General features: G+C 36.7%; 6 protein-coding genes. 3 read left to right on the top strand and 3 right to left on the bottom strand.

Going from position 1 to position 20203, the window contains the following annotated elements; genetic code table 11:
* Positions 1 to 156 precede the first annotated feature (156 nt).
* Together QUH73_RS15930 and QUH73_RS15925 are read left to right on the top strand one after the other, a co-directional pair.
* Positions 157 to 12417: a gliding motility-associated C-terminal domain-containing protein gene (locus tag QUH73_RS15930; RefSeq protein ID WP_289531436.1), complete on the top strand. Its 12261-nt coding sequence runs from the start codon at positions 157 to 159 to the stop codon at positions 12415 to 12417.
* Positions 12418 to 12646: 229 nt separating this feature from the next.
* On the top strand, positions 12647 to 13642 hold the full coding sequence (locus QUH73_RS15925; protein ID WP_101311273.1) for a PorP/SprF family type IX secretion system membrane protein: 996 nt from the start codon (positions 12647 to 12649) through the stop codon (positions 13640 to 13642).
* Positions 13643 to 13731: 89 nt separating this feature from the next.
* On the opposite strand, the gene QUH73_RS15920 is transcribed toward QUH73_RS15925, so the two are convergent.
* From QUH73_RS15920 to QUH73_RS15910, 3 genes are all read right to left on the bottom strand, one after another.
* Positions 13732 to 14445 (bottom strand): hypothetical protein, encoded by a 714-nt coding sequence (locus tag QUH73_RS15920; RefSeq protein WP_289531435.1) that lies wholly within the window; start codon positions 14443 to 14445, stop codon positions 13732 to 13734.
* 105 nt (positions 14446 to 14550) lie between these two features.
* Complete coding sequence (gene yaaA / locus QUH73_RS15915) at positions 14551 to 15321, bottom strand: peroxide stress protein YaaA (protein WP_289531434.1); 771 nt, start codon at positions 15319 to 15321, stop codon at positions 14551 to 14553.
* 164 nt (positions 15322 to 15485) lie between these two features.
* Positions 15486 to 18068, bottom strand: a complete 2583-nt coding sequence (locus QUH73_RS15910; protein WP_289531433.1) for a S9 family peptidase — start codon at positions 18066 to 18068, stop codon at positions 15486 to 15488.
* 697 nt (positions 18069 to 18765) lie between these two features.
* On the opposite strand from QUH73_RS15910, the gene QUH73_RS15905 reads away from it, so the two are divergent.
* Positions 18766 to 20202 carry an MATE family efflux transporter gene (locus QUH73_RS15905; RefSeq protein ID WP_289531432.1) on the top strand — a complete coding sequence of 479 codons (1437 nt, stop codon included), beginning with the start codon at positions 18766 to 18768 and terminating at the stop codon, positions 20200 to 20202.
* Position 20203 lies beyond the last annotated feature (1 nt).

Raw genomic sequence — 20203 nt, 5'->3', positions numbered from 1 at the left:
ATCTATTTAAACTATCTGTTTAGATGTTTTGTGAATTGCTTTGATTGGTTAATCTCATGTTGTTTTGTCAATATGAAATGTCTTTCATTGCAAATTAATTTCGTTTTAACTTTGAATCTTAATGACATGAGGAATGGTAAAATTTCTACCCAATTAATGAAAGTATTTAAGTTAGTCTTTATTGGCTTATTGTTTATTTTGCCACTCAGCGGAATGGCTCAGTACGACTATGAACATTATGTGCCGCCGTTTTATTGTTCTGCTCAGGTGGGAAAACAAGAACTTTTCTTGTCAACCAATTCTGAAAAAGACCTTAAGGTTTTTATTGAAGATGGACAAGGCAATACAGTAGCAGGCCCGTTTACAATTAATCGTAATCAAAGCAAAACTTATGTTTTTAAAACTCCGGGAGGAGATACGTATAGTTCGCATAATTCGAGTACTTATCCTGATGGGTGCAGTTATTCGTATGGAATTATAGGACCAAAAGAATTAAACAAACCTTTAAATGGGCAGGGGTTAAGAATTTACTCGTATGATGGTCCTTTCTTTGCAAATATAAGGCATGGCTTTAGTAATGGTGGGGAATATGGAGCATTAACGCATGGAGGTTCTCTTTCGGCAAAAGGAGCGTATGCCAAAGGAAAAGATTTTTATTCCGGGCATTTGTATAGCCACACAATTAATTATTCAGATCCTTCGTATAGTGGAGGTTATCCTATTCGAAGCCACTTTATTTCAGTGATGGCTGTTGAAGATGGGCAGACAACCGTTAATTTTTCTGGAATTAAATGTAAGTACATTACAAAATACGATGGTGCAAATGTAGTTTTAGAATCAATAGATCCTTCTGATGTTATAACAGGAACACTAAGCAAAGGGCAGAGTTATGTTATTGGGGTAAATTTGCATGCTAGTCAATTTAGTGGCGAAACTGCCATGGTGCGAAATGGAATGAATGGGACGCATATTACATCAACTCAAAAAATTGTTGTGAATTGTGGTTCATGGACAGCAGGGGCGAAGCCATCTCAGGATATTGGTTTCGACCAGATTGTTCCGGTGGATCAGGTGCGAGACAAATACATCGTAATGAAAGGAGAAGGAAAGGCTGAGCCAGATCCTACTGCTTATTATGCCGGGCAGGAAAGAACTATTGTTGTGGCAACCCAGGCAAATACCGAAGTATGGGTAAATGGAAATAATAAAGGTACACTGGCTAATGCTGGCGATTTTATCATTTTGGATGACATTGTTAATCCTAAAGCACTTCCAACACTTTACATTGATACAAAAGGTAAAGATGTATATGTTTACCAAACCATGTGTGGTACAAATCAGGACTGGACAAATATTGGACTTAATTTTATTCCTCCTCTTACAGGATTGGGAATTAAGGAGGTTGTGATTCCTCAAGCTAATTACATTACTACCGGTGCCGGAGGTCTTATAAATCCAACGGTTACGGTTTTGGCGCAAAAAAATGTAGATGTACAACGTAATGGAACATCTTTAAGCAATCCTCAGAATGTGCCTGGAACAACAGAATGGGTATATTATAAAGTACCTAATATAAGCGGTGATTGTCGTTTTACAGGGAGTAAAGCTATAAATGTTGCCTGGACAGCAAGTTCGAATACTCTTGGTGCTGCAGGATACTATTCTGGCTTTACAAAGGCAGTATCTCCAATTCATCCTGTGTTAAATATAGATAAAGAATTAAGTCTGGTTTGTGAAAGTTATGATGAGAATATAAGTGTTGCTCTTGTAGAACCATTCCCAGACTTTTATGAATGGTATGTAAATGATTTTACAGGGAACCCAATTATTGAGAATGGACCTCTGGTTGTGCCAGCTCCGGATGTAGAAACGATCTATTATGTTTTGGGATATTACAGAGATCCAAGTTTGGATATTTTATTTAACGGTGATTTTTCAGATGGTTTTAATGGGTTTGAGTCTGATTACGATATAGTTACCAGTAATCTTGTTGATCCTGGAAATTTCGCACTGGCATCCACCCCTGTAGCAGAAAATCCTGTTTTAGCTGACTTTGGAGCAATGGACGGAGGAAGAATGTTCTTAGGATATTCTGATAGACAAGGAGAGGTGGTTTATCAGGTGAACGAATTGCCTGTAGAAGAAAATTTCAGTTATATTTTTAAGTTGCACGGGCGTTTGGCAAAAAATAATTCGACTTATAATCAATCTCTTAAGGTGCTTATTAACGATGAGACAATTATTGAAGATTTTAAAATAGATAAGTCTACAGAGTGGCAATCGGTTTCAGCTCTTTGGAAACCGGGAACAGTAAGGAAGGCAACAATTAAAATACTTAATCATAACCTTGATAATCAGGATACTTTTTTTGCTCTGGATAGTATATCATTCGTTCAGGCAGTTCAGGATACTGCAAAATTTACCGCGAAGGTTGTTCCAAATTTTAGTTATGGAAGTGATGGCGATATTGTTCATTTTTGTAAAGGTGTATCGAATTCGTTGGATGTTTCAAATGGAGATATTAGCTGGTACGACTATTCATGGTCTAAAGGTGGTGTCGATTTAATCGATGGAGCAGAATTTAGTGGAGTTAAGTCTCCTGAATTAATTTTTGCTAGTCCTCAGGAATCACAAGAAGGAGAGTATATATGTACTATCGGATTTAAACCGGAATATCAAGACTGTGGAACTTCAGGAGCTACAGTGGATGTTACATTAAATGTATTGGTTGATGAAGAAGCAACAGTAAGTATTGATACAGACAAAACTAGTTTTTGTTCGGGATCAAGTACGACATTAAACGCGTTGGTAACTGGAGATGCTGGAGATGTAAAATGGTATGTTGATGGAGGAACTTCTCCTGTATCACTGGAAAATCCATACACATTTAATTATTCAACCGGAACCTATACAGTTCGTTGCGAGGTTGAGAATGGTTGTGGGGTTGCAGCTGATCAGGTTGTTATTAATGTGTTATCAACACCAGTATTAAATAGTATAACTTCAAATGATGATTTGTGTGTGGGGCAGGATATTATTTTAACTGCTCTGGCAACAGGTGATGGTGTTTTAACTTATGATTGGAAAAGAGGATCTCAAACACTATCAGAGACAGGAAGTGTATTGAATTATACCGCTTCAATGTTAGATAGAGATGCTACTTTTAAAGTTAAAGTGACTAGTGTTTATACCATTGCCGGTGAAACAGTAGAGTGTCCAAATAGTTTGGGGATGGCTGTATTTGATTTGGATATTTATCCATTGGTAGAGTTTGATAAACTACTGCAGGATGCAACGGTTTGTGAAGGGAATAATCATTCATTTAGTGTGGATATGAAATATCCTGGTGATTTTTATACCTATAGTTGGAATAAAGACGGAGTTGATTTATTAAATAATCTATCTTCTCTTAATTTGTCAAGTGTGAAGAATGCAGATGCAGGAAATTATAGGGTAGATGTTACAAATCGATGTAATTCTGGATTTTCGGCCGCAGATTTAATTGTAACTCCAAAAATTAAAGTGAATGGTTTTAGTTTGGATAAAACAGGACCATTTTGTAGTGCTTCAAATGTAACCGCATCTTTCAATGTTGATAATAATGGAGCCGTCTATATCTATCAGGTAAAAGAGCCTGATGGAACAATTAAAAATATAACTAATCCATATACCTTTACGGTTGATGCAAGTCATCAGGGGATCTGGGAATTTTTTGTTAGTAGTTCTTGTGATGCTCCGGTTTCTTTTCAGCGTACATTAAATATGTTTTCTGATTTTGGTACTCTTTCAGTTGCTGATGTCGGAACTTGTATTGGTGAGAATGTAACCTTTGAAGCTAAAGTATCTACAATACCTACCGCTACTGTTCTTCATTATGCATGGACGGATAATGATGGAAATCCAATTGGAACAGATTCTGATAAATTGGAATTGTTGAATGTTCAGGATGCTGCCTTTGGAAATTATTCTGTTCTTGTTACAGATCAGTGTGGGAACACGAAAACTGCAAATGCGAACTTAACGAAAGAAGCTGTTACTTCTCCGGCAACAGCAACATCGACTGTTTGTGTCGGCGATAATTTTTCAACGACAGTAACTTATTTGGGATCTCCAATTTCTTTCGAGTGGAGATTTGGAGATAAGGATTCTGGCCCAATTGTTGGAACTACAGAAACTTTGAGCTTAACAAATGTTACTTTGGCGCAAGCAGGAGTTTATTATTGTAAGGTTGCTTTGAGCTGTGGAACTGCGGTTATTCAAAGAGAATTGATAGTTAATACACATGTTTCCCTTGTTGATTCTACTGATAAAATAATTAATATTTGTGAGGGTGCAAAACCATTGCTTAGTTTACTTACTACTGAGATTAATGGTAATCCTGCTGATTATTCAATTGTTTGGAAAAATTTTACCGGTACAAATATAGGAACAGGAACTTCTATTCAATTGGATGCTCATAATATTGTTGGCTCATTTATATATACCGCAACTGTTGTTGGAAAGTGTGAAACTCCGATAAAGACTTATCGCGTAATTGTACATGCTAAACCACTAATAAGTTCATTAGCCAATACTCTGGCAGAGTGTTCCGGATCAGTCAGTTTAGATGTTTCGGCATCAGGAGAACATAACGGGATTGTTTGGTGGAAAGATGGTTCTGTTATTACTGATGGTAATGCCGATCCAACTAATTTTGTTCTTAATCCAGCAACAAGTCCTTCCGATGATGGAGCTTATGTTGCCAAAGTTGAGTCCGATTATTGTGGTGATGCTCAAGTAACAATTAATCTTGATATTAGAAATACAATTGTAGTAACTGCTCAATCACCTGCCATTACTGTGGTTTGTGAAAATGATGCAACCAATTTATTTGTTACTGCGACTGGTGACAATATCGTGTACAATTGGTATAAATCAGCAGACCTTACTAAGACTACCATATCTGATAAATCTAATTTAGATTTAGGAAATATTACTTTGGCCAAGGCTGGAGAATATACATGTGAATTAACTAATGATCTAAATTGTGGAAATCAAACGCTGACCTTTGATGTTCAGGTTCAGGAAAATGCTACGGTAACAAATCCTACAAATGTAGTGATGTGTGAAGATGATGGGAATCCTGAATTCTCAGTTGTTGGAACAGGAGAAGCTCCAGTGACTTATCAGTGGTATGATAAAAATAATGCTGCAGTAGCTGGAGCAACCAGTAATTCATTAACAGTAACTACACCAGTAAACGGACAAAGTTACTATTGTGTTGTTTCGGGTAGTGCTTGTGGTACAGCGACTTCAAATAAAGCAAGCTTAACCATTATTAAAAATGTAGCTGTTACAAACCCTCTGGATCGAACAATTTCAGATGGAGCAAATGTTAGCTTTAGTGTTGTAGCTTCAGGTGAACCATCTTATACCTACAAGTGGTATGAGAATTCAGGTTCAGGATGGATTCTTCTTTCAAATGGAGGGAAATATTCTGGAGTAAATCTGCCTACATTACAAATAACAGGTGCAGATAAAGCAACTTTTGACGGAAATCAATATCGTTGTGAGGTTATAAGTTCAGGTGCAATATGTGCTTCATCAGCAACAAGTAATCCTGCAACACTAACAGTTACAGAGGTAACAAAAATTGCTGTACAAGCTGTAAGTACAACGGTTTGTTTTAATGATAATGCTACCTTAAGCGTTGAAGGTGCTTCAACAGGATTAACTTACACTTGGTACTACAAAAAAGGAGCAGGCGCATACGAAACAGCATATGGAAAAGATGGAATAACGATATCCGAAGTTGGGCAGGTATCGACATTAACAATTCTTGCGGATGATCTGGATATCAACAATTGGACGTTTAAGTGTTTGGTTAGTGATGGTGTTAGTACCGATCAATATTCAAATGAAGTTGTTGTAACTGTTTTAGAGGATATTGCTGTTACAACAGCTGATGCAAGCTATAATCCTTGCGTTGGTCAGGCATTTTCGATGTCGGTTAGTGCTACAGGTGATGGTATTAAATACAAATGGTATAAAGTAGGAGCCGAGTCAACAATATTATCGACAAGTGCTTCTTATAATATGGGTACCATTTCATTGGCTAAGGCAGGAACTTATAAGTGTGAAGTTTATAATGACCTAGCTTGTAATGATGATGAGAGAAGCTTTGTTGTCAATGTAAAAGCACTTCCAACGACAACAAATCCTGCTGATGTTACCATGTGTGTAACAGATGCAGATCCAGATTTCAAAGTTGTGCCTGGTGGTGATGGACCATTTACTTATCAGTGGTATGATAATTCGGGAGTGATTGGAGGAGCAATAAACGATAGCTATACAGAGACTTCTCCTGTAAATGGAAAATATTACTATTGTGAGGTTACGAATTCATGCAAAACGGTAGCATCAGGTAAAGCAAACCTTATTGTTGTAGAAGAATTGACAGTAACTAATCCTTCTAATTTGACAATTGCAGATGGGGCAAATGCTGAATTTAGCGTAATTGCTTCTGGTGAGCCAACTTATTCATATGCATGGGAAGAGTATAATGGTAGCACTTGGAATAGTTTATCTAATGCTGGTAAATATTCTGGTACAGATACTTATAAGTTAAAAATTACTGGTGCAGATCAAGCAAGTTTTGACGGGAACAAATACAGATGTATTGTTAATACTAGTGGAACTGTATGTATTCCATCAGTAACAAGTGGTGAGGCAATATTAACTGTAAATCTTGTTGATAAAATTTTCATTCAACCGAATAATGACAGAGTCTGTTTAAATGATTTTGCGAATGTAAATATTGAAGGAAAAATAGCAGGATTAACATATGATTGGGAATTTTATAATGGTTCAGTATGGGCAGATGTTGCAACGAATTCGGATTTTGTTGTTGTGACTGATTCTCCAAATAAAGTGTCAACTCTTACAATTCATGCAACTAATTTAGTTATGAGTACGTGGATATTTAGATGTAGTGTAAATACTTCTCCAGCAACTACTGTTCAAGTATCTAGTCCTGCGACTATTGAAGTGCTTGATAATATAGTTGTTACTCCTGGACTACTGAACTTTAGTTTGTGCGAAAAAGAGGCTCTTTCGATGAGTGTTAGTGCAACAGGAGGTGATATCAAATACAAATGGTATAAAGATACTGACGCAACAACAACATTATCTGTAGCTTCTAGTTTTAGCATATCTGAAGTTCTTTCTACTGATGCAGGAGCTTATACTTGTGAGGTTTATAATGATATAAATTGTAACAATCAAGTTGTGAACTTTAATGTAGGAGTAAACTTACATTCTACAATAACCGATCCTGTAGATAAAGAGGTTTGTGCTAGTGAAACTAATATAGAATTTGAAGTGACTGCGACAGGTGATGGACCACTTACTTATCAATGGTATGATAGTTCGAATAATCCTGTGGCCGAAGCGACAGCAACTAGCGATAAATTAGTTGTTGGGACACCAGTTGATGGTCAATCTTACTATTGTGTAGTTACTAATTCGTGTAATACTGCAACATCAGCAGTAGCGACTTTAACAGTTTACGAAGAGGTTTCGATTGTTAATGATCCTTTAGATGTAACAATTCCTGATGGTGGTAATGCAACATTTACTGTAAAAGTTGCAGGGGAACCTGATTACACTTACCAGTGGCAAGTTTGGAACGGAGCTACTTGGGATGATTTATCTGATGGTGTGCATTATGCAGGAACTCAATCCAAAACACTACAGGTTAATAATGCAGATCAGCTTACTTTTAATGGAAAGCAATATCATTGTGTTGCAGGAAATACAAAATGTTCTGCAGATGCAACAAGTAATTTAGCAACATTAACAATAACTTCTGTAGCAAAAATATTCGGTCAACCGGATAATCAGGAAATTTGTTTAAGTGGAGCTGTCGATTTTGAAATTACTGGAAAAACTCTTGGATTGAATTACGATTGGGAGTACAGTACAGATGGTGTTGTTTATACTACTGTAACTGGAGTTTCGGAACTAAATGTTGTGACAGATGCTAGTGGTTCAAAATTGGAAATCGCTACAACAACTCTTGCAATGAACAGTTGGACTTTCCGATGCATTGTTCGTGATGGTGTGAGTGCTGATGAAACATCTGGTGTTGCTTCGTTAAATGTTGTTGAACCGGTTAATTTTGATGCTATTGCTGATGAAAATTTATGCTTTGGTGCTGAGAAACAAATCAGTTTGGCTAATCTTTCGGGAACGGAGCCAATTTCATTTTCATGGATGAAAGGTGCTGCTGAAGTTTCTACAACATCAACAGTAAGTATTGGTGCTTCAGATAATGGAAATTATCAGGTAACTGCTGGTAATGGTGGTGTTTGTCCTGATAAAATAGCTGATTTTGATGTATTGCATTATTCTGCTTTAAGTCTTAATGCATGGGGTAATACTGATGAGATTTGTATTGGACAAACAGAAGTTTTAACAGTTGGTGTTGCTTCAAAAGATGCTTTATTACCTGTTGAAACATATCAGTGGTATAAAGATGGTAGTCCTGTTGTAACAAGCTCAGGTTTAACTTTAGTTGCTACTGACAAAAATCAAACAGGTCAATATAAGGTTGAAGTATCAGATGCATGTTCTACAGAAACTGTTTTTGGTTATGTGAATGTTTATGAACCAATTTCAGCAAGTAATTCATGGAATGCAGAAACAACCTTGTGTATTGGTTCCGAATTAAAATTAGACACTAAGGTTACAGGCGATGTTACATCATATGTATGGACTAAAGATGGGGTTGGTTTTTCAGCAAATTCGACTTACGTAAAACCTTCTGTTGATGCTGCTGATGCCGGTACATATGTTTGTACCGTTTCGGGAAATTGTGGTGTTGATATTACTTATACAATTGATGTAACTGTTTTGGAAGCGCCAGTTATCACAAAAGGTTTAGATGCAATTGCAGAAGTTTGTGAAGGAGAGTCTTTAGTACTCGGACCAATTGTTGTAAGCGGAACTTATAATGATCCTGTTTGGACACTGAATGATAATGTTACTCAAGTAACGACTACTATTGATCAATTGAATTTAGGAACGGCAGAATTATCTGAAGCGGGAAATTATTTAGTTACTGTTAATAATTTATGTGGTTCGGATGCTTCTTTGGGCAATCAGGTGATCAATCCAATTTTAACTCTTGATCCAATTGCACCGCAAACTGTTTGTGCAGGAAACGACGTTGTGTTTAGAGCAAATGCAACTGGAACAAGTCTGAATTACCAGTGGTTGGTTGACGGCGTGGATCAATCAGTGAATTCTTCGGAATTAATAATTGATGCGTCAGATGTTCAGCCTTTTGATTTAAATACATCCAAAACTTATAATGTTGAATGTAAGATTACCAGTACAACAGGTTGTGGTGACGATTCTCAATCAACAACATTAACTGTTAAACCAAACACTCTACTTCATGCAACACTTAAAAATGTTCCTAAATATGTAGGTGAAAGCTATACAATGACAGTAGACGTGACTGGTGTTGATTTAGTTTTTGAGTGGACTCATGAGTTAACAGATGGAACAAAAGTACCTTTGGCTGAAACAGGACCTTCTATAACTCTTACTAATATTACGATGGCTGATGCCGGTTATTATACTTGTAAAATTATTGGAACTTGTGGCCAAAGACTGGCGTCAGGTAAATTGACTGTAAAGGAACCTGTCACTATTGTTTCCGGGTTGAATACTTTAGAGGAAAAGTGTGTTGGCGATCCTTTAAGTTTGTCAATATCTGCAACAGGTCAAATCTCATCTGTTAAGTGGTTTAAAAATGATATTCTGATTCCTTCTGAAACAAGTCTGAATTTATACTTTGCAGCTCTTGGTTTGGCAGATGCTGCAGTTTATAAATGTGAGATTGAAGGAGAAGGAATTTCTGTAATAACTGAGACAACAACAGTACGGGTTTATTCTCAAACAGTTTTAAATACTTCCTTAAGTGATACGACTCTTTGCGAAGGAAGTGTTTTGGATTGGGTTCCTGATATTGATGGAACATCAAGCATGACATTTGAGTGGACAATGGATGGAGTTAACGTATCTGATCAGAAAATACTTCATTCCGATGCACTTGCTTTAAGTGACGAAGGCAATTACGAAATTCAGATAACAAGTATGTGTGGTGATGTTTCTTCCAATGCGAATTTGGAAATCATTCAATTGCCGGTATATGTCTCTTCAACAGTTGGAAAAGATGTTTGTGAAAATGAACCATTGGTTGAATTTACGGTTGAATATACCGGAGAAAGATTAAAATATCAGTGGAGAAAAGGTGGTATTGATCTTCCTGGAAAAATAAGTGAAACTTTAAGTCTTACAAATATTCAGCTTTCGGATGACGGAGACTATAATTGCAGAGTATATTCTACTTGTGGAGAAGAATTTAGTCCGGTGGCTACCTTGAATGTAACACCTCAGTTAAAAGTCTTGTCAGATCAGGTTGATATGGAGGTTTGTGCTGGTGAAGATGTATTGTTTACAGCAGATGCTGTGGGGAATAACGTAAATTACCAGTGGAAAGTTGATGGAGTTGATGTTGTTGATGTTCCAGGAGTTATTAATGGAGCAAATACATCATCATTATCGATTGTTTCGGCTCAGGTTTCCCATAGTGGTTATTATACTTGCATTTTATCTGATGATTGTACAGATTACCGATCAACGAAACCAACAGAATTAGTTGTTCATGCTCTTCCAAATACTGCGATTTATGGTAGAATGGTACTTTGTGCTAAAGAGGATCGTGTAACTTATGTGCTCAATCAGGTAAATGCTGATGTTTACAGTTGGAATGTTGACGGTGGTATATTTGCTGGCCCCGAAGAAGGAGCCAAAACAAGAGTTACATGGGAGGAACTTTCTCCGGGCAGTCTTTCAGTTTCGATTATGGATTTGGCAACAGGTTGTCAATCTAGAGTTGATTCTGCAGTTGTATTAAATTCACTTCCAAATGTGAACTTAACAAGCTTAGGCTCGAAAGGAGTTTGTGAAAAAGAATTCGTGTTAAGCGGAGGTTTCCCTGAAGGTGGAATCTATTGGATTAATGGAATCTCACAAACAGAATTTAATCCTTCTGATCGTGGTGCCGGAACCTATGCGGTACACTATTCTTATACAGATGGAAACGGATGTTCGAATGTGACACCAGTTACTAATTTAACGGTAGATGTTTTACCAGTAGTTGATATTACTGATGATATTACTGTAGGTAGTTGTATTCCAACACCGCTTAGTGCTAAAACAGACGAAGATAATATTCAGTGGTTTAAAATACAGGATAACAATAGGGTTTTACCGGATAATTTAGATAATCCTAATTCAATGAATCCTACATTTACTCCTGGAAAATCACAGGTATTATTGGCAATGGTTAAGGATGAACATGGTTGTGAAGGAATTGATTTATTAAACCTTTCAGTTGCTCCTCTTCCTGTTGTAACAACTATTAATGATACAACAGTTAGTCAATGTAATCAGTTGGTTTTACAAACTGATATCGTTGGAGATCAAGATGTAATTAGTTGGACAAATCCAGATCATTTGGATCATTCGGATGTAAGAAGTCCAAAGATTATTGATGCACCTGCAGGAACTCATACTTATACTATCAATGTAACCGATTTATACGGTTGCGATGCTGCAGGGGAAGTAACTGTTACCATGCTTGCTGATCCAACATTAGGAGAGGATAAATTTGGTTGTGAAGGTGATAAGTACGAGATAGACATTACGGGGATGGAAAATCCTGTTTGGAATGATGATGATAGTTCACCGGTAAGAACGATTGACAAGCCAGGAGAATATAGATTGGAAGTTTCCAATGAGTATGGTTGTGGTGATGAACAATTGTTCGTGATTAATCCAAAACCAAATTTAGGTTTGAAAGATACTTTGATTTTTGAAGGACAAACAGTGACTTTCAGTCCAAATCTACCGTCATACTATGCGCCTTACTTTTTTGAATGGCAGGATGGAAGTATCTTCCAAAGATTTGAAGTATCAGAGACCGGAACCTATAAGCTTAAGGTGGAAGATAATTTAGGTTGTGTGGCTATTGATTCCGCCTATGTTGAAGTGAAACCTGTTGGAATAGAGTCATCAAATGCATTTCTACCTTTAGCCGGTGATGGAACTAATGATAGATTCTTTGTTGGTGATAATGAGAATATGGGAGGAAATGCCGATGAAAGATTCTCAATTATTGAAGAGTTTGAGATGTATGTTTACGATCGTTGGGGAGAATTACTATATAAGACTAACGAGCAAGGGTATAAAGGCGGATGGAATGGACAATACAAAGGGAAACTTTGTCCGGCCGGAGCATATGTCTGGGTCGTATTTATAAATGGGGAACTTACCAATAAAGGAACCTTTATGTTGATAAGATAATTTGAAGAAAATTTTATTTTACGTGTGTTTGAGTTTCTGTTAACAGAAACTCAAACTGCGTGAAATAGCATTCATTACTAATAACGATTTGAGGAATTGGAAATTTGGTTTTGTAATGGAAAATAAAATAATGCCGGATTTTGTTAACAAAATAAATTTTGGCGCGTATAGTTTGAATTAACCACTAAATGAAAATTCTCCTTCGGGGAGAACTTTAATTATAAAATTTATGAAAAAGGCACTATTCGCTTTTTGTATATTGATTGCAGGAATTGTTTCTACGGGTAAAGCTCAGGATATTCGGTTTTCTCAATTTTATGCCAATAAACTCTATTTAAATCCAGCTCTCGCTGGTTCTACTAATTATTCCAATGTAAGTTTAAATTATAGGAATCAATGGCCAAATTTAGATTTACCCTACGTAACCTATAGTGTTTCATTTGATAATTTTTATGAAGCTGTAAACGGGGGAATTGGAATCATGGTTATTCAGGATGATCAGGGAGACGGAGCACTTAAAACAACAAATTTTGCAGGAATGTATTCTTTTTACCTGCGGATTAATGATGATTTAATTGTGAGACCAGCCATTCAAGCGTCTTTTTTGCAAAAAAGAGTAGATTGGACAAATTTAGTGTTCCCGGATCAGGTGTCACCAATTCATGGTAAGATATTTGAGCATAACAATAATAATGATCCTGCGAACAGGAAAAAAGATGGATGGGATTTCTCGTTGGGAGCGATTGCCTATTATAAAGATTTTTATTTTGGTATTGCTGCTCATCACCTGGCAAAACCAGATCTTAGTTTTGACGATGAACATGAAGATAAATTGGAAACCAAATATACCTTTCATGCAGGAGCTGAATTTGTATTAGGTGGAAGAAGTCGCAGTTATGTTGATAAATGGATTCTGGCTCCGGCACTGCTATTTCAAAAACAAGGTGATTTTTCTCAGATGAATTACGGTTTGTATGCCAGTAAAAGTTCAATGGTTTTTGGATTGTGGTTTAATCAGAATTTTGAACTGAATTACGATTCATTTATTGCTATGGTTGGTTTTGTTACCGAAAGGTTTAAAGTCGCTTATAGTTACGACTACGCAATTACAAAATTGATCCATACCAATACAGGGGCACACGAGGTTTCGTTCTCATTTCCCCTGGCATTTGATACCAGTAAAAGGAAAAGAAAGATTAAAGCTGTTCGTTCTCCGGTATTTTAACCGCATTGTAAACAAAAAGAAAATAAATAAAACTCATAAAGAAAGGGCTGTCGTTATCGACAGCCCTTTCCTATTTGATTCAAATTTAATTATTTAATTCGTTCAATAAATTTGGCTCTAATCTTTTTCAGTAATTCAAGGTCAAGATTTTCAGCATAAATACGGATCATGTCTACAGCTTTAAAATTATCGTAAATAAAGCCCAGAGAGGCATCAAAATGGAACATCTCCATATTGTATTTCACTTGCTGCATTAAGTGCTCAAATTGCTTCCAGCTTAGCTTCTGTGGAATGGTAAAATACCCATGGTTTGGCTCAACATGATCGCAGAAATATCCTGCGTCAAGTTCTTCCATAGCAAAGAATTTATCAAGCTGTATCATTGCTTTGGAGTTGTGAGGTATCGATGCATTCGATTTTAAATTGATCCCTTCTTCTATGTAGCACGATTGTAAATCTTTTATTTGATCATACTTGCTTAATCTTCTAATTCTAATTGCATGATAAACATCGTTATAAATTGTAATGGTACCCATTGCGGCATGAAAATCTACTTCAAAATAGGACATAATTTTTTGAGTAGCTCTTGTAAACTCTTCTAAATCACATTTTTTATCAGTCACCAAATAAATGTAATGAGGTTTTACATCTTTTTGAATTCCTTCGTAATATTCGTAGTAGCCGGGAAATGGATTGGTTGCCTCTAAAACAATTGTATCAGGCAATATTTTACTATCAATAACTTCAAGGGTTTCCTCTTTAAGCAGGCTTCCGAATTTAACTAGAATGTTTTTATCAGTCATAAGAGAAAGATTTTCAGGTTACTATTGTGATTGTTTTATTTAAACTTAGTAAAAATTGCGAGTAAAAACAAGGCCTTAAAAGCGTTTAAATAAGGTAATTTTTCTTTAATGATCTCTTGTGAAAACAGGTTCGTTTTCTTTAGAAAGCATTGGATTGTACATGTATCCATCCAAATCAAAAGCTTTTAATTCTTCGGGATCGGTAATTTTATTTTGAATAATGAAGCGGGTCATTAATCCTCTTGCCTTCTTTGCAAAGAAGCTAATCATTTTGTATTTCCCATTTTTAAAATCTTTAAAAACAGGAGTGATTATTTCTGCTTCAATCTTTTTTTTATTGATGGATTTAAAATATTCGTTCGAGGCTAGATTTATTAAATGATCATGATTGTTTTCTTTTAAACTTTGATTAATTGATTTTGTAATTGATTCGCCCCAGAATTGATACAAATTGTCTCCTCTGTCCGTTTTTATTTTTTTGCCCATTTCAAGACGATAGGCCTGAATCAAATCCATTGGTTTAAGAACGCCATACAGACCTGAAAGGATTCGAAGATCGGATTGTGATCTTATAAAATCCTCTTCTGAAAAGGTGGTGGCATTAATACCCGTATAAACATCGCCTTTAAAGGCCAATAAAGCTTGCTTGGAATTCTCCGGAGTAAAGGGAGTATTCCATTCGTAGAATCGTTCAAAATTCAGTTGTGCCAGTTTCGGACTTATTCCCATCAGGTCTGCGATGTCATCGACTTTAAGTTTGCGAAGCTCTTTGATTAAAAGTTTGGATTCTTTTAAGAAAGAAGCATCAGAATATAGGTTTGAGAGTGCCGGACTTTCAAAATCCAGTGTTTTTGCGGGCGATATAACAATTAGCATAGAGTACATTTTTACGATTGAATTTAAAATTACTTATAATTGCCTGAAGCATCAATAGCCTTTATCATTATTGATAATGACTTAGTTTTTGTCTATGAACTGATCCTGAAAAACGAAAGGGTGCTCTGCTTAAGAACACCCTCTGATTTAACCGCTTCAAATAGTTATAAATTCTTATCCGGATATAAATCCTCCCACCATTGTGGCTGGTCTTTTAAGTGTTTTGCGAAATAGGCAAATATGGTGTTGTTCCATAGTATGCGTTGGGTGTAATTCTTAATGTGATGATCCTGATTCTTTACCTGAACAAAATCTACATCTTTTCCCAGTAATTTTAATGCCTGGTACATTTGAATACTTTCACCAAGAGGCACATTTGTGTCAACACTTCCGTGGATGAGTAACATAGGTGTTACAATTTTATTGGCATTGAATAAGGGACTTTGATCGATATACAATTTTCGGTTGTTCCAGGGAAATGATTTACCGGAAGCATTCACACTATAGGAATATCCCCAATAACCTTCGCCCCAGTAACTGGTAATGTCGCTAATGCCGGCATGCGAAATGGCTGCAACAAAAATATCGGTTCTGGTTTGCAGCAACATGGTCATAAATCCACCGTAGGATGCTCCAATACAACCAACACGATCTGCATCAGCAAAAGAATGGGCTTTCAGGAACTTTTTAGTTCCTTCAATAATTTCATCGGCAGTGGTAATTCCCCAGTTGTTTTGGTGCTCAGCTGAAAATTCCTGTCCAAAACCAACAGCTCCGCTTGGCTGAAGCAGATAAACAACATATCCCATGGCTGCATAAAGATTCAAAGGATATCTGCCGCCGTAACTTCTTTCAACGGGTGATGTGCCTGCATAATAGTTTACAATTACAGGATATTTTTTATTGGAATCGAAATTTGGAGGATAGTAAACTCTTCCAATAATGGTTTTGCCATCTTCTTTCGTGAAATTCCAGTCTTCTGTTTTGCCAAATTCCACGTTTTTCAGATTCTTTTTTTGCGGATCAGCGATTAGCCGACTTGTATTCGAAGCCAATTCATATACAAAAGCCTTGTAAGGTGATGATATGCTGCATGCTGTGCAGGCAATGCTTTTTCCATCAGCCGAAAGGCTAAAGCTCCCAACAACATCTGAATTTATTTGTAAAGTGTTGAATTTATTACTTATTAGTTGGTAACGATACAGCCGGATGTAATCCTGATCATTTGCTTTTAAATAGATATTATTGTCCCTTTTGTTCCAAACAGCTTGGCTAACCGATGGGTCGAAATGAATTGTGATTGGCTCTGCTTTTTTACTTTTCAGATCGAAAATGTACAATTGGCCGTCGTAATTATTAGCCAATGGCTGTTTGCCAATGTTTTCGCCAAGTTTGCCAAAACAGGAAGGACCTGCCTGAACTAAAAGTTGAGAGCCGTCGGGAGAATATTGTGCCGAACCACCAAATAGTTTGTCTTTCCAGACGGTATCAATCTCGAAAGTTTCGAGGTTCATCTGATAAAGATTTTGTTTTTCGTATGGATATTCCGTGTAATCGGGACGTGATTGAGAAAAAAGAATGTACTTGCTGTTGGGACTAATATCCTGCAAGCCGGTTGTTATGGTTCCATAGGTTAATCGTTGTCTTACGCCGCTGGCCACATCCAGTTTGTATAAGAAACTTCGGGTTCGAAACCAAGGCAAACGATCTTCCATACCTTGAATTTTTCTGATCTTCCAATCTTCCGAATTATCTTTCGTTACAGAATAGATGATTTGTTTTCCATCGGGAGTCCAGTTGTAATCCGAAAAATCAGCAATGTTACTGGCTATTTCCGTTTCTCTTCCGTTTTCAAAATCAAAAACAAAAAGGCTTGTTTTTTCGTTGTATTTTTTGGTGTAAGAAATCTGATTTGCGGCAGGCAACCACTGAATATTTGCCAGTTGACTTCCCCGGAATGAGTGCAGGATTTTTCCGCTCTCAATTTCCTGAATCTCTTTCCAGTCCTCACTATTGTCGGATGGAGGAAGTGTTCTGCTGTAACTAAGTAAGGCTAATTTGCCATCAGAAGATAATTCGATGTTTTGTACATTTTCACCATCCAATACTTTGTGAATGGTAATGCTTCGCTGTGGCGATAAGGACAACTCAATATTATTCTCAGTCCAATTCTTGTTGGGGGAAATACGAAGTTTAAAGTCGTTCTTTTTCCCGCTTACAACTTTTACAAGAATAGAGTGTTTTCCGGGTTCAATCGTAAGTTCTTCCGAAAGCTCCTTGGCATCATCCGTTTCTGCTTCGTAGTGTGAAATCTTTTTTTCTCCATCAATATATACCTCAAGCAAAGGATATGCTTCTACAATCAATTTTGCTTGTAACCATTCATCTGCAGAGAAATAAGACGCATAAAACAAAAGACTGTTTTCTGCAGACTTTGTGCCAACAAAACCCTTTGCATTAGCCGAAACTTTATTCCATTGTAAGTTTTCACCATTCCACTTTAAATTGTCCTTTTCAGCAGGTTGAAGTTCATTTATTTCGAGCTGATTGTCCTGCAAAAGGTTTTGTAATTCGAAGGTTTTTCCTTCCATGTTTTTTGTAGAATGGAAAGCAGGCAGTTGTAAACTTACAGGATCGGTTTGAAGCCAGTTTTCAATTGCAATACTTTTGTTGTTTTCTTTTTGTGCGAAGCTGCATGTGGTTGCAGTTAGCAGTACCATCATTGTAGGTACAAAATATCTTTTCATGTGTTTATAATTTGATTTTTATTTATCACATGGAACACCCAAATTGCAAGCATCTTCCTGTGTGTAGAAAGCTTTATATATGGACGTTTCATCTGTTTATAATTTTAAGTGTCAGATGGAACTTACCATATAATCATCTCTCTCTCTGTGTAGGAAGCTTTATACATGGACGTTTCATGCTTATGTATTTAAGGATTGATCAATTTAAACACCAATACTATGGATTTTTAGCTTGATAAAAAAGAACATTTGTTAGGAAACTTTTCGTTTTTAGGTAAGAGTAATGTTTTGTACAATAAGCTTTTATTTATATGTTGAATCTTGATTTTTCGATAAGATCAAAAAAATAAAGGTCAAGTTTACAGTGTATTGGTGAAAATAATTTATATTTGTAACACTCAAAAAACGGAGGAAAGCTATGAATACAATTGTCACATTATCACCTTGCACTTATAAGAGCTAAATCAGCGTAAGCTTTCCGTATTCACATTAATTTTTATTTTTTTATTGTAACGGGGGCGAAAGCCACTCGATACGTTATATCCACACACCTAAAATTTTGGAGGGTAAATTATGAGCACATTAATGTATTGCTATGAGCAAGCCACGGTGAAAGATCCGGTTGGCAATAAAACAAATTGTTTTAGAATAAGAGAAAGAGTAAACGAGTTTATTGAACATCAAAAACGAAAACAGAATGCACCATAATATAAAAGTAAGAGAAGGTATTTTAGGTCAATTAAATAAGCTGGGGAGGTTGTGGAATTATTTTCTGGAGGCACTCTCGGGAAGTGAAAAAGTATATACCAACGGGAAGATTAGCAAAGCGCTTTTTATGTTGGCGATTCCTATGGTATTGGAAATGATTTTTGAGTCGGTATTTGCTGTTGCCGATATATTTTTCGTTTCCAAATTAGGTGACGACGCTGTGGCTACAGTAGGAATTACCGAGTCGGTGATCACCATTGTGTATGCAATTGGTTTTGGATTATCGATGGCAACAACTGCTTTGGTTGCCCGGCGCATAGGCGAGAACAAACCTGAAGAAGCATCAAGGGTTTCATTTCAGGCCATTGTAACAGGTGTGTTTGTATCTGTATTTATTGCGTTTGCCGGGATTTTTTATTCGAAGGATTTATTGGCTTTAATGGGAGCTAATTCAACTATTGTGAATGAAATGTCGGGATATGCGACCATTATTTTGGGAAGTAACGTGATTATCATGCTTCTTTTTATCAATAATGCCATATTTCGTTCGGCGGGTGATGCTGCTTTATCGATGAGGGTATTAATTGTTGCGAATTGTTTGAATCTTGTTTTGGATCCATTGTTGATTTTTGGTTGGGGACCAATCCCAGCCATGGGAGTAGAAGGAGCCGCTATTGCTACAAGCTTGGGACGAGGCTTGGCTGTAGTTTACCAATTTGTTATGCTGGGCAAGGGAAAAGGGAAGATTCATTTAAAATGGAAACATATTCAACTAAAATGGGCGACAATTAAACAATTGGTCAGCTTATCGGTTGGAGGAATAGGGCAAAGTATCATTGCAACATCGAGTTGGATTGGTTTGATGAGGATCATGGCAGAATTTGGAAGTGCAGCCATAGCCGGTTACACCATTGCCATTCGGCTGCTGATATTCATCCTTCTGCCATCTTGGGGATTGAGCAACGCTGCAGCGACATTGGTTGGTCAGAACTTGGGAGCAAATCAGCCGGAAAGGGCTGAGAAATCGGTTTGGGCCGCAGGAAAAATTAATGTCGTATTTTTGGGCTTAATGGGAATTGTTTTTTACCTGTTTCCACGTTTTTTTATCGAATTGTTTACGCCCGATCAATTCATTGTTGCTAATGGAATTCAGGCTTTGCAGGTAATCAGCATGGGTTTTGTTTTTTATGGTTTGGGAATGGTGTTGCTAAACGCAATAAACGGAGCCGGTGATACCCGAACACCAACCTATTTCAATCTGATTAGTTTCTGGATTATTGAAATTCCACTTGCTTATTTCCTGGCCATTCAATTGGGTTGGAATCAAAAGGGAGTATTTTATTCGATAATAATAGCAGAAATGACGCTTACATTAATTGCCCTTTTTTGGTTTAAACAAGGGAAGTGGAAGTTGATGAAAGTATAAT

The sequence above is a fragment of the Labilibaculum sp. K2S genome, from assembly GCF_030372765.1.
Taxonomy (GTDB): Bacteria; Bacteroidota; Bacteroidia; order Bacteroidales; family Marinifilaceae; genus Labilibaculum.
This window is presented reverse-complemented; position numbering and strand designations above follow the sequence as displayed.